General features: G+C 63.6%; 10 protein-coding genes. 1 reads left to right on the top strand and 9 read right to left on the bottom strand.

Features of this window, described 5'->3' with window-relative positions:
• Positions 1–51: 51 nt before the first annotated feature.
• Positions 52–1038 (bottom strand): sensor domain-containing diguanylate cyclase, encoded by a 987-nt coding sequence (locus tag ACF8R4_RS07210; protein ID WP_223624463.1) that lies wholly within the window; start codon positions 1036–1038, stop codon positions 52–54.
• 140 nt (positions 1039–1178) lie between these two features.
• Complete coding sequence (gene desA / locus ACF8R4_RS07205) at positions 1179–2363, bottom strand: delta-9 fatty acid desaturase DesA (RefSeq protein WP_019096488.1); 1185 nt, start codon at positions 2361–2363, stop codon at positions 1179–1181.
• A gap of 146 nt (positions 2364–2509) precedes the next feature.
• Between desA and dibA the strand changes: the two genes are divergently transcribed.
• The gene (gene dibA, locus ACF8R4_RS07200) at positions 2510–4405 is read left to right on the top strand and encodes a phosphodiesterase DibA (protein ID WP_186723152.1); all 1896 of its coding nucleotides are present in this window, start codon (positions 2510–2512) and stop codon (positions 4403–4405) included.
• 31 nt (positions 4406–4436) lie between these two features.
• On the opposite strand, the gene ACF8R4_RS07195 is transcribed toward dibA, so the two are convergent.
• The 7 genes from ACF8R4_RS07195 to tcyN form a co-directional block, all read right to left on the bottom strand.
• Positions 4437–5081 carry a methionine ABC transporter permease gene (locus tag ACF8R4_RS07195; RefSeq protein WP_186723151.1) on the bottom strand — a complete coding sequence of 215 codons (645 nt, stop codon included), beginning with the start codon at positions 5079–5081 and terminating at the stop codon, positions 4437–4439.
• Positions 5071–6180 carry a methionine ABC transporter ATP-binding protein gene (locus ACF8R4_RS07190; protein WP_186723150.1) on the bottom strand — a complete coding sequence of 370 codons (1110 nt, stop codon included), beginning with the start codon at positions 6178–6180 and terminating at the stop codon, positions 5071–5073. Before ACF8R4_RS07190 ends, ACF8R4_RS07195 begins: the two co-directional genes overlap by 11 nt.
• Before the next feature lies 1 nt (position 6181).
• Positions 6182–6982: a MetQ/NlpA family ABC transporter substrate-binding protein gene (locus ACF8R4_RS07185; protein WP_186723149.1), complete on the bottom strand. Its 801-nt coding sequence runs from the start codon at positions 6980–6982 to the stop codon at positions 6182–6184.
• Positions 6975–8366 (bottom strand): LLM class flavin-dependent oxidoreductase, encoded by a 1392-nt coding sequence (locus tag ACF8R4_RS07180; RefSeq protein ID WP_392492001.1) that lies wholly within the window; start codon positions 8364–8366, stop codon positions 6975–6977. Before ACF8R4_RS07180 ends, ACF8R4_RS07185 begins: the two co-directional genes overlap by 8 nt.
• The gene (locus tag ACF8R4_RS07175; protein WP_392491999.1) at positions 8366–9547 is read right to left on the bottom strand and encodes an SfnB family sulfur acquisition oxidoreductase; all 1182 of its coding nucleotides are present in this window, start codon (positions 9545–9547) and stop codon (positions 8366–8368) included. Before ACF8R4_RS07175 ends, ACF8R4_RS07180 begins: the two co-directional genes overlap by 1 nt.
• Before the next feature lie 141 nt (positions 9548–9688).
• Positions 9689–10930, bottom strand: coding sequence for an SfnB family sulfur acquisition oxidoreductase (locus ACF8R4_RS07170; protein WP_060499434.1), 1242 nt, complete (start codon positions 10928–10930; stop codon positions 9689–9691).
• Between the two features lie 325 nt (positions 10931–11255).
• Positions 11256–12014, bottom strand: coding sequence for an L-cystine ABC transporter ATP-binding protein TcyN (tcyN, locus tag ACF8R4_RS07165; RefSeq protein WP_392491997.1), 759 nt, complete (start codon positions 12012–12014; stop codon positions 11256–11258).
• Position 12015: the final 1 nt, after the last annotated feature.

The following is a 12015-nucleotide window of genomic DNA, read 5'->3' as shown; positions in this document are numbered from 1 at the left end:
GATCAGCGCTGCAACGACCGGCTCGGGCTGACTCGCATGCCTGCGCTGCGGTCAGCCGCAGACTATCTGGTTCTTGCCCTGCCGTTTAGCCTGGTACATCGCCGCATCGGCCCGTGCGTACAGGCTATCCAGCGTCACATCTTCATCCGTCAGCGCAGTCAGCCCCTGGCTCACTGTCACCCCGTACACCTGCTCTTCATGGCTAAAGCTCAAACGCTGGATCGCCCGCTGCAAGCGCTCGGCAATCTGTTCTGCCGCGTGGGCATCGCAACCCGGGAACACCGCTGCGAATTCCTCACCACCAATGCGTCCGAACAAGTCGCCACGGCGTAGCACGGCCTTGCCGCTGTCGGCGATGCGTTGCAGCACCTGGTCGCCTTCCTGGTGGCCGTAGCTGTCGTTGATGCGCTTGAAATCATCGATATCCAGCAACAGGAAGGCCAGCGGCGTACCGGCTTCGCGGGCGTTGTCGAAGGCTTGCTGGGCACACTCGAAAAAGTGCCTGCGGTTGCTGCTTTGGGTCAGCACGTCGGTGGTGGCCAGGCGTTGCAGTTCGCCTTCAAGCTGCTTCTTTTCGGTGATGTCTTCGGCGATGCCGACAATGATCACCCGGTCGCCGTCGTGCTGCTGGTTGATGTAGCACTTGTCGCTCAGCCAACGCAGTTGGCCGTCGGCATTGAGAATGCGGTATTCGCGGTCCTCCACCGAGCCCTTGAGCAGCACCTGGGCCAGGCTGCGCTCAGCGTACTCCAGGTCGTCGGGGTAGATGCTGTCGCGCCATTCGTTGTAGTCGGCCAGCACCAGGCTGACCGGGCGGCCGAAGATTCGCTCGTAGGCCGGGCTGACGTACAGCACCTGGCGGGTTTCCCAGTCGAAGGCCCAGAGCACCGCATTGACGCTGTCGAGCAGTGAACTGAACAGTTGCTCGCGTTCGCTCAGGCGGGCGACTTCGCCTTGGGCGTGGAGCAAGGCCAGCAGGGTCTGGGCGGCTTCAGGAGGCGGGGTACCGGGCAGGATCGTGGGGATGTTCTTGGCCATGTGCACGAATCAGGTCTCGACTTGAAAGCGTGCGGCCAGCATCCTGCCCGCCACGCGGGCGATGTGCGGGTTTGAGTGGTGGCGAGGGGGCGAAGTTCCGAACGGCATGCCCCGAAAGGGGGCATGCCGACTAACGGCGGTCAGGCGCCGGAGGGGCGTAGGGAATAGGTTTTCAGCTGCGCTGCGAAGTCGCGCAGGGCATGAATGCCGCTGGTTTCGGCCTCGTGTACCCAGTCCTTCATGGCCGCTAGCATGTCGTGCCCGTTGGCGCTGGTGCGCGCCCAGATCTGCTGCAGGGCCAGGCGTTTTTCGTAAATGGTCTTCAACGCCTGGCTGTGCGCAAGCATGGACTCGATGCGCATGTGGTGGCGGTCTTCCAGCAGGCTGGTTTCACGCGACAGCAGGCGCTTGGCGCGGCGGAAGTGGTGACTTACCGAGGCGTCTACCCGGGCCAGCTCCTGCTTGACCAGCGGGCCGATCACCAGCTTGCGGTACTGCGCCATGATCTGGAAGCGGTTGTTGAGGATGGCCATGGCGGTGTCCATGTCCAGGCTGGCCTTGCCCGCCACCCGGTGAGCGATCGGTGCCACACGCTGCACCTTGGCCAGGCGCAACAGGCAGAACAGGCGTATCCAGGCCCAGCCCATGTCGAACTCCCAGCGCTTGACCGACAGCTTGGCCGAGTTGGGGTAGGTGTGGTGGTTGTTGTGCAGTTCTTCACCCCCGATGACGATGCCCCACGGCACCAGGTTGGTGGCTGCGTCGCGGCATTCGAAGTTGCGATAGCCCAGTGCGTGGCCCAGGCCGTTGACCACGCCGGCTGCCCAGAACGGAATCCACATCATCTGCACGGCCCAGATGGTGATACCGATGGTGCCGAACAGCAGCAGGTCGATGACGGCCATCAATGCAATACCGCCCAGCTTGTAGCGCGAATAGAGGTTGCGCTCGATCCAGTCCTCCGGGCAGTTCTTGCCATAAATGCGCAGGGTTTCGGGGTTGCGCGCCTCTTCCCGGTACAGCTCGGCACCCTTGCGCAATACCGTGCTCAGGCCTTTGTGAACAGGGCTGTGCGGGTCGTCGGGGGTTTCGCATTTGGCGTGGTGTTTGCGATGGACGGCGGTCCACTCGCGTGTGTTCTGCGCCGTGGTCAGCCACAGCCAGAAGCGGAAGAAGTGCTTGAGCGCGCCGTTGAGCTCCAGGGCCCGGTGCGCGGAGTAGCGATGCAGGTAGACCGTGACGCTGACGATGGTCACATGGGTCATCAACAGAGTGATGCCGACCAGTTGCCAGGCCGACAAGTCGAGCAGGCCGTTGTACCACATAGGTGTAAAAACCCTCGGAATGCAGGAGGAGGGGCTGATTATCCCCCGGGAGGGAAATAAAACCAGTCACCTGTTCAGATAGGAGGTCACGACATGTTTCAGCCTTTATAATGCCCCATTATTTCTGATGGGCTATTCCACCCGACATGTCTGTTTCCGTTCGCGACGCCTTGCGCATGGCTGCGCTGTATGTGGTGCTCTCGATCCTCTGGCTGGTGCTGGCCGAGGTGGTGCTGCACGGCATGACTGACGATCCCCTCGCAGTGACCGTGGGGCGGCAGATCAATGTGGTGCTGTGGGTGCTGTTCAGTGCCTTGCTGATTTACGTGTCGCGGGTGCGCCTGCTCAATTTCATCGGCCGTGGTGCCCGCTTGCGTTGCGAAGACCGTGAGCGGCTGCGCATGGCGGCTGCGGTGTTCGACAGCACACTCGAAGGGGTGTTGGTCACCGACCGCCAGGGCCTGATCGTGCACGTCAACCGCGCGTTCATGCGCATCACCGGCTACCAGCAGGATGAGGTCATCGGGCAGCGCCCGAACAAGTTCAAGTCAGGCCGCCATGGGGTGCCGTTCTACGAGCAGATCTTCGCCACGCTGGCCGATAAGGGCGAGTGGAGCGGGGAAATCTGGAACCGGCGCAAAAGCGGCGAAATCTACCCGCAATGGCAGACCATTTGCGCCATTCACGACGACGATGGTGAACTGAGCCATTATGTGGCGGTATTCAGTGATATCAGCGCAATCAAGCATTCGGAGCAGGAACTGGCCTACCTGGCCCACCACGACCCGCTGACCGGCCTGCCCAACCGGCTGCTGTTCACCGACCGCGTCGAGCAGGCTTTGGCGTCGGCCCAGGCCAACAAGCGCGGTTGTGCCCTGTTGTTGCTGGACCTGGACCACTTTCAGAGCATCAACGACGGCCTGGGCCACACCATCGGTGACCAGTTGCTGAAGCTGGTGGGCGAGCGCCTGGGTGAGGTACTGGGTGCAGGCGTGACCTTGGCGCGCCTGGGCGGCGACGAATTTGGCGTGCTGGCGGAGAACTGTCAGCAGGTCGGCCAGGCGGGCAAGCTGGCGCAGTGCATCATCGAGCGTATGCGCGAGCCGTTCCAGTTCGATGGCCATCGCCTGTTCATCAGTGTCAGTGCGGGCATCAGCCTGTTCCCCAGCGATGCGTTGAGTGCCGAACAACTGCTGCGCAATGCCGATTCGGCGCTGTTCAAAGCCAAGAGCAACGGGCGGGCGTGCTATGCGCTGTATACCGAAGAGCTGACCGCCCATGCCCAGCACCGGGTAGAGACCGCCGGTGAGCTGCGCCGGGCCCTGGAGCAGGATGAGCTGCGGGTGTACTTCCAGCCGGTACATGACCTGGCTTCTGGCCGACAAGTCGGGGTCGAAGCGCTGGTGCGCTGGCAGCACCCCCAGCGCGGCCTGGTGCCGCCGGGCGAGTTCATCCCGATTGCCGAGCGCACGGGGCTGATTGCCGAGATCGACACCTGGGTGCTGCGCCAGGCCTGCCAGCAAATGGTGCAATGGCAGGCCGAAGGCCGGCAGCTGGCGTTCGTGGCGGTAAACATCTCCAGCCGCCTGTTTGGCCAGCACGAGTTGTACCGGCAGGTGGCCGAAGTGCTGCACGAGACGGGCCTGGCCCCGGCCCTGCTGGAGCTCGAAGTAACCGAAAGCGCGGTGATGGAAGACCCGGAAGTGGCACTGGAGCAGTTGCACCGGTTGCGTGAGCTGGGGGTGACCTTGGCCATCGATGACTTTGGCACCGGGTATTCATCGCTGCTGCGGCTCAAGCGTTTGCCGGTGCAGAAGCTGAAAATCGACCAGGGCTTCGTGGCCGGTTTGCCGCATGATGAAGACGACATCGCGATCGTGCGGGTGATCATCGCCCTGGCCCACAGCATGGGTATGCAGGTGCATGCCGAGGGCATCGAGCAGGCAGAGCAGGCCAGCTTCCTGTTGCAGGAGCAGTGTCAGCTGGGGCAGGGCTATTGGTTCGGGCGGCCGGTGCCGGCTGGGGATCTTCGCTGGGATTGAAGGCCTCTTCGCGGGTTTACCCGCGAAGGATTCAACGCTTGTTCAAGCCTTTCGCCAAGCAGTCCCCGCCCAGCTGGATCAACGCCACCAACGCCACCAGCATGGCGATCACGGTCAGCATGATCTGGCTGTCGAAGCGCTGGTAGCCATACCGATAGGCAATATCCCCCAACCCCCCCGCACCAATCGCGCCGGCCATGGCCGAAGAGTTGATCAGGGTTACCAGGGTAATGGTGAAGCCACCGACAATACCGGGCAGCGCCTCAGGCAAGAGCACATGCCAGACGATGTGCCAGCGTCGGCAGCCCATGGCCTGCGCAGCTTCCACCAGGCCATGGTCCACTTCGCGCAGGCTGACCTCGGCAATCCGCGCGAAGAACGGTGTGGCGGCAATGGTCAGCGGCACCACCGCCGCCCATACGCCGTAAGTAGTGCCTACCACCAGGCGGGTAAAGGGGATCAGCGCGACCATCAGGATCAGGAACGGGATCGAGCGGAACAGGTTGACGAAGGCGCCCAGCACGCGATTAAGCAGCGGTGCTTCGAAGATGCCACCCTTGTCACTGGTGACCAGCAGCACCGCCATCGGCACCCCTACCAACAGGGCGATCAGCGATGACACGCCGACCATCAGCAGGGTATCGAGCAAACCTTCCAGCAGGCGATCAAACCACATGGCCCAGTACCTCCACGTCCTCGGCCCAGCGGCGGGCGCGCTCCAGTAATTGATGCGTGTCATGCGGCGAGTGCCGCACCGACAGGATCAGCTGGCCCAAGGCATGTTCGCCAATGGTCTCCACGCCGCCCTGCAGCAGGCGCACACGCCCGCCCAGTTCGTTGAACAGGGCAGACAGTTCAGGCTCGTCCAGCACCGTCAGTTTCAACACCACGGCGCTGTCGCGGCTCGCCGGGCTGGCTTGCAGGCTGGCTTGGAGCGCGGCAGGCAGCCTGGCCTGCAGTGGCGCAAGCAAGGTGCGGGTGACCTCGTGGCGAGGCGAACCGAACACCCGCCAGACCTCGCCCTGTTCGACCACTTCACCACGTTCGAGCACCACCACCCGGTGGCAGATATCGCGGATCACGGCCATTTCGTGGGTGATCAGCACAATGGTCAGCCCCAGGCGCTGGTTGATGTCGCGCAGCAGCTCAAGGATCGAGGCCGTGGTTTCCGGGTCCAGCGCGGAGGTGGCTTCGTCGCACAGCAGAATTTCGGGGTCGTGTACCAGCGCCCGGGCAATACCGACGCGCTGCTTTTGCCCGCCGGACAGCTGCGCCGGGTAGACGTGGTGTTTTTCCTGCAGGCCAACCAGCTCCAGCAGTTCACGCACCTTGCGCTGGCGCTCGGCCTTGGCCACGCCGGCCACTTTCAATGGCAACTCGACGTTCTGCCACACGGTTTTGGCCGACATCAGGTTGAAGTGCTGGAAGATCATGCCTATTCGCCGACGCAGCGCCACCAGGTGGTCTTCGTCGAAGGGGGCAATGTCCACCTGATCAATCAGCACCCGGCCCTGGCTGGGTTGCTCCAGCCGGTTGATGGTGCGCAACAGCGATGACTTGCCGGCCCCGCTGCGGCCGATGATGCCGAAGATCTCGCCATGGCGGATGTTCAGGTCGATGCCTTGCAAGGCCGGTTGTGCCTGGCCAGGGTAGGTCTTGCCCAGGCCGATGAAGCGCACATGGGCTTCATTGACCTCCGGGCGCAGGGCCTGTTCCTTGACCGTTGGCGGCAATGGTTGGGGGGTAGGCGCCCTGAGCGCGCTGGCCTGGCTCATGTCAGCCTTCCCAGCCGGCTTGGTAGAGATTGCCGTGGGCTTTGTCCAGCGCTGCACGCACGGCTGGCGAGTGCTGGTAGATGTCAACAAACTTGGCCAGGCGCGGGTCGTCCTTGCTCTGTGGGCGAATGACGAACTGGATCACGTATTCCTTGTTTTCCAGGCCGTCGAACAGCAATGCCGAGGTGGCATCGAAGGTGTTGGCCAAGCGGATGTAGGCCGGGTAACCCTGCACCAGGTCGGCGTCATCGTAAGCGCGGACCAGCTGAACCGCCTCGACCTGAAGGATTTTCAGCTTTTTCGGGTTGGCGACGATGTCGTCCTCGGTGGCCTTGTAACCAACGCCTGGCTTCAGGCTGATCAACCCGGCCTTGGCCAGCAGTTGCAGGCCCCGGCCGCTGTTGATCGGGTCGTTGGCAATGGCCACGCTGGCGCCTTCAGGCAGCTCGGCAAAGCTTTTGTACGCTTTCGAGTACAGGCCAACGTTGTTGATGATGCCCGGTGCGTAAGGCACCAGGTTGAAGCCGGCAGCTGCCTTGGCGTTTTCCAGGAACGGGATGTGCTGGAAGTAGTTCACGTCGATGTCGCCGCTGTTGAGGCTGACGTTGGGTGCGATCCAGTCGCTGAACTCGATGAGCTTCACTTCCAGGCCTTGCTTGTGCGCTTCTTCCACGGCGGCTTCCAGCGGGATCGCAAAGGCCGAGGTGGTGCCGATCTTCAGTGGGTCGGCTGCCAGGGCGTGGGCGGACAGGCCAAGGGTGAGGGCAATGGCCGCGACGGGCCGGAACAGTTTCTCAAGCATGGTGCGGGACTCCAGTCGAGGCAGGGGAAGGGACAAAGCGATAGGCCGAACCAGGGTGGTCGGCGGGCAAGTGCGGGTGGTCGGCCTGGAACAGCTTCTCGCGCAGGGTGCCTTCGGCGTAGGCCGTCTTGTAGCGGCCACGCTGCTGCAGTTGCGGGATGACCAGGTCGATGAAGTTTTCGAAGCTTTCCGGGGTGACGGTGCGGGTCAGGTTGAAACCGTCCAGGCCGGTTTCATCAATCCACGCGATCAACTGCTCGGCCACCTGGTCAGGTGAGCCGACCAAGGTTACGTAGCGGCCACCGAGGGCGTGCTGCTCAAGCAGACGTCGGCGGGTCCAGGCGTTGTCTTGTAACTGGCGCGTGGCGGACTGAATGGCGTTGCCCTGGCTGAAGCCGATTGGCTCGTCCAGTTCATACGCCGCAAAGTCGATGCCGGTGGATGCCGCGAAGTGCGCGACGCCGGCTTCAGGGCTTGCATGGCGCAAGTACTCGGCATGCTTGGCCTGGGCCTCTTGCTCGGTGGCTGCCACGATCACCGTGATACCCATGAACACCTTGATTGCCTGCGGGTCGCGGCCGGCGGCCTGTGCAGCGGCGCGCACCTTGTCGACCTGGGCGCGGGTGGCGGCTTTGTCCTGGCCACTGATGAACACGCATTCGGCATGGTTGCCGGCAAAGGCCAGGCCGCGCTGCGAGCTGCCGGCCTGGAACAGCACCGGCGTGCGCTGTGGCGAGGGTTCGCTCAGGTGATAGCCCTCGACGTTGTAGAACTCGCCGTGGTGGCTGACTTTGCGCACCTTGTCGGGTTGGGCGTACACGCGCTGCTGGCGGTCGGCGATTACGGCATCGTCTGCCCAGCTGCCTTCCAGCAGCTTGTACAGCACCTGCAGGTATTCGTCGGCCTGGTCGTAGCGGCGGTCATGCTCCGGTTGTTGCGCCAGGCCCATGGCCCGGGCGGCGCTGTCGAGGTAGCCGGTGACGATGTTCCAGCCCACCCGGCCATTGCTCAGGTGGTCGAGGGTGGAAAGGCGCCGGGCGAACAGGTACGGCGCCTCGTAGGTGAGGTTAGCGGTAAGGCCGAAACCCAGGTGGCGGGTAACTGCTGCCATGGCCGAAACCAGCAGCAGCGGGTCGTTGACCGGCAGCTGGATCGACTCCTTGAGGGTGACGTCCAGCGACTGACCGTAGATGTCGTAGGTGCCCACGATGTCGGCAATGAACAGCCCATCGAACAGGCCGCGTTCCAGCAGGCGTGCCAGGTTGGTCCAGTAGTCCAGGGTCTTGTACTGGGTCGAAGTGTCCCGTGGGTGGGTCCACAACCCATGGTTGATGTGCCCGATGCAGTTCATGTTGAAGGCATTGAGCAGGAGCTGCTTGGCCATCAGATGGTCCCCCGGCGTGGCGGGTTGGCATCGTTGAGGTAGTAGTTGCCGATGGCGTGGTACTTCCAGCGCACCGGGTCGTGCAGGGTGTGCACGCGGGCGTTGCGCCAGTGGCGGTCGAGGTTGTGTTCGGCCAGGGTGGCCTGGCTGCCGCCCAGCTCGAACAGGGCGGTACCGGCGGCAAGGGAAATCTCTGTGCTGATGGCCCGTGCTTCGGCCACGGCGATGGAGGCGGCGGCCACATTGTCGGCGGTGCTGTCGTCGCGGGCGTGGTCGAGGTATTCACCGGCGCGTTCCAGCAGGGCCTCGGCGGCGTGCAGGCGGATTGCCAGGTGACCGAAGCTTTTGAGGGTCAGCGGGTCGTCCGTGGCTTTGTCCAGGCCGGAGTCGACCCACGGGCGGCTGCGGGTGCGCACGAAGTGCAGGGCATCTTCGTACGCGGCACGGGCGATGCCGGTGTCGATGGCGGCATGAAGGATCTGCGCCAGCGGGCCGACCGGGGTAGGGCGCTCGAAGGCGCTCTGGAACGGCACGACGTCGGCAGCGCTGATGTACACGTTGTCGAACACCACCGAGCCACTGCCGGTGGTGCGCTGGCCGAAACCGCTCCAGTCGTCGATCACTTGCAGGCCCTGGCTGTCGGCCGGGACAAAGGCCAGCTGCTGCACGCCCTGTTCATCAATGACCGAGGTGGGAATACGCTGGGCGTAGATCGCGCCCGTAGAGTAGAACTTGCGGCCATTGATGCGGAAACCGTCACCATCACGGCTCAGACGAGTGGTGCGCTCGTTGGCGGTCTTGGTGCCCAGTTCGGCCAGGGCGTTGCCGAAACGCTTGCCTGCCAGCACTTCGGCGTACAGGCGCTGCTGCTGCTCGGGAGTGCCATTTACCCGCAGCACTTCCAGGCCGTAGAAGTGGTTTTGCGGGATCTGCCCGAGCGAGCCGTCGGCCTGGGCGATACGGGCAATGATCTTGGCCAGGGTGACGTTGGACACGCCAGCGCCGCCGAAGGCCTTGGGTACGCTGATGGCCCACAGGCCGGAGCGGGTAAACAGCTCCAGTTCGGCGTGGGGCAGGCGGCGCTCGCGGTCGCGCAGGGCGCTGTCGCGGCGCAGTTGCTGGGCGATGTCTTCGGCGACATTCAGGGCTTCGGTGTCGCTGGTGATGATATTTGTAGTCATGGTGTTCTCCGGGGGCCGCTGCGTGGCCCTTCGCGGGCTTGCCCGCTCCCACAGGTAAAGTGATGCCTGTTCAGGCAGTGGTAATCCTGTGGGAGCGGGCAAGCCCGCGAAGGGCTGCGCAGCAGCCCCAAAGGCAGCAAATCAGATCCAGGAATGCCGCGCAGGCAGGGTGCCGTTGAGGTGGTAAGCGCCCACCGCGTGGTACTTCCAGCGCACCGGGTCATGCAGGGTGTGCACCCGGGCATTGCGCCAGTGGCGGTCGAGGTTGAACTCGGCAAGGGTGGCGCGGCTGCCAGCCAGCTCGAACAGCTTCTCGCTGGCTTGCAGGGAAATCTCGGTGGTCAGCACCTTGGCCTCGGCCACGGCAATCGAGGCTCGCGCCGCACTGGCTGCGTCGATTGGCGCGGCATTGACTTCGTCCAGTACCCGCGCAGCCTTGCGCAGCAGCGCTTCGGCGGCGTGTAGCTCAAGCTTCAGGCGCCCGATGTCGGCGATGACATACGGGTCGTCGCTGGCGCGGTCCACGTTGGCTTCGATCCACGGGCGAGACTTTTCGCGCACGAAGGTGATCGCATCATCAATTGCTGCTTCGGCTATGCCGGCATCAATTGCCGCCTGGATCAGCTGTGAAGCCGCACCCTGGATGTTGGGGATATCACGCTGGCGCCAGTTGTCGATCACCAGCTCCGCGTCGACCGGCACCTGGTCCAGCAGCACGGTGCCGCTGGCAGTGGTGCGTTGGCCGAACCCGGACCAGTCATCGACGATGCGCAGCCCCGGGCTGCCACGGCGCACGAACGCCAGGCGCTGACGGCCTTCGTCGTCCAGTGCCTTGACGGCCACCCAGTGGGCGAACAGGGCGCCGGTGGAATAGAACTTCTCGCCGCTGATGCGATAGCTGTCACCAGTGCGAGTGATTCGGGCCTTGAGGGTGAGGGTGTCTTTGGTGCCGCGCTCGGGGCCGGCATTGCCGATGCGCCAACCGTCGAGCACGCTGCGGAAGATCAGCGCCTGTTGCGCCTCGGTGGCTGTCAGGCGAATCAGTTGCAGCATGCCGAACTGGTTCTGCGGGATCTGCCCCAGGGCCGGGTCGGCGGTGCTGATCAGGCGGAACACTTCGGCAACGGTTTCGAACGACACGTCGGGGCCGCCGTGGGCCTTGGGTACGCTGATGCTGCCCAGGCCGCTGCGGGTGAACAGTTCGATCTCGGCCCAAGGCAGTTTGCGTTGCTGGTCGCGGCGTGCGGCCTGCTCGCGGGCGACCTCAGCCAGTTCGCGGGCCGCTTGCAAGGCTTCGGCGTCGTTGCGCAGCACCTTGGCCGGCAGCAGCAGGGGCGAGCTGTCGAGATCGCTGTTGAATTGGGTGTTTGGCTGGCTGGACATCAGTACCGCTCCTTGGCTGCACTCAATGCCCTGGCGTTACGCACTGGGGTGATTGTGATCCTGACCATTCCTGACCTCACAAAAAAGTTGTGCCGCTACAGCTGATCGCGACAGATATGTGCTGGTCCGGTGGTCCGGTTTATATACCCTAATGCTTTATAAAAAGTTTATGAACTAACTCTTTGGAATATCTATAGAAGAGGGATTTGCTGGGGATGTACCGGCCCTTTCGCGGGCAAGCCCGCTCCCACAGGATCCCCACCAGCCTTGGAAGCGCTGAGGTTCGTGTGGGAGCGGGCTTGCCCGCGAAGAGGCCGGAGCAGGTTTACTCGGAGGCGGCAGTACCCAGGAACTTGCGCAAGAACTGCCGTGTGCGCTCTTCCTTCGGCGCCGCAAACAGCGCCTTGGCCTCACCCTGTTCCACGATCACGCCCTTGTCGAAGAAGATCACCCGGTTCGCCACATCCCGGGCAAAGCTCATTTCGTGCGTGACGATGATCATGGTGCGCTTCTCCTCGGCCAGGCCGCGGATGGTCGCCAGCACTTCACCTACCAGCTCCGGATCCAGTGCCGAGGTGGGTTCGTCGAACAGGATCACCTCCGGCTCCATGGCCAGGGCACGGGCGATAGCCACCCGTTGCTGCTGACCACCGGACAAGCGCCGGGGGTAGGCTTCTTCCTTGCCTGCCAGGCCAACCTTGGCCAGCAGGCGCCGGCCAAGGTCGATGGCCTGCTCGCGGGGCGTCTTCTTGACGATCACCGGCCCCTCGATCACGTTCTCCAGGGCGGTGCGGTGCGGGAACAGGTTGAAGTTCTGGAACACGAACCCTGCTTGCTGGCGCAAACGGCGAATTGCACTTTGCTGCCCGCCCAGCGGGCGGTTGGCATCGATGCTGATAGCGCCGATCTGGATCTGCCCGGCATCCGGGGTTTCCAGCAGGTTGAGACAGCGCAGGAAGGTGGTCTTGCCCGAGCCGCTGGGGCCGATGATGGCCACCACTTCGCCGGGCTGTACGGTCAGGTCGATACCGTTGAGCACGGTCTGGCCCTTGAACCGCTTGGTCAGGCCTTTGACTTCAATCATG

The sequence above is a fragment of the Pseudomonas sp. FYR_2 genome (assembly GCF_043106425.1).
GTDB lineage: Bacteria > Pseudomonadota > Gammaproteobacteria > Pseudomonadales > Pseudomonadaceae > Aquipseudomonas > Aquipseudomonas monteilii.
This window is presented reverse-complemented; position numbering and strand designations above follow the sequence as displayed.

Excerpts from the sequence above, each read along its gene's own strand:
- ACF8R4_RS07210 (WP_223624463.1), bottom strand. The coding sequence starts at position 1,038 with ATGGCCAAGAACATCCCCACGATCCTGCCCGGTACCCCGCCTCCTGAA.
- desA (WP_019096488.1), bottom strand. The coding sequence starts at position 2,363 with ATGTGGTACAACGGCCTGCTCGACTTGTCGGCCTGGCAACTGGTCGGC.
- dibA (WP_186723152.1), top strand. The coding sequence starts at position 2,510 with ATGTCTGTTTCCGTTCGCGACGCCTTGCGCATGGCTGCGCTGTATGTG.
- ACF8R4_RS07195 (WP_186723151.1), bottom strand. The coding sequence starts at position 5,081 with ATGTGGTTTGATCGCCTGCTGGAAGGTTTGCTCGATACCCTGCTGATG.
- ACF8R4_RS07190 (WP_186723150.1), bottom strand. The coding sequence starts at position 6,180 with ATGAGCCAGGCCAGCGCGCTCAGGGCGCCTACCCCCCAACCATTGCCG.
- ACF8R4_RS07185 (WP_186723149.1), bottom strand. The coding sequence starts at position 6,982 with ATGCTTGAGAAACTGTTCCGGCCCGTCGCGGCCATTGCCCTCACCCTT.
- ACF8R4_RS07180 (WP_392492001.1), bottom strand. The coding sequence starts at position 8,366 with ATGGCCAAGCAGCTCCTGCTCAATGCCTTCAACATGAACTGCATCGGG.
- ACF8R4_RS07175 (WP_392491999.1), bottom strand. The coding sequence starts at position 9,547 with ATGACTACAAATATCATCACCAGCGACACCGAAGCCCTGAATGTCGCC.
- ACF8R4_RS07170 (WP_060499434.1), bottom strand. The coding sequence starts at position 10,930 with ATGTCCAGCCAGCCAAACACCCAATTCAACAGCGATCTCGACAGCTCG.
- tcyN (WP_392491997.1), bottom strand. The coding sequence starts at position 12,014 with ATGATTGAAGTCAAAGGCCTGACCAAGCGGTTCAAGGGCCAGACCGTG.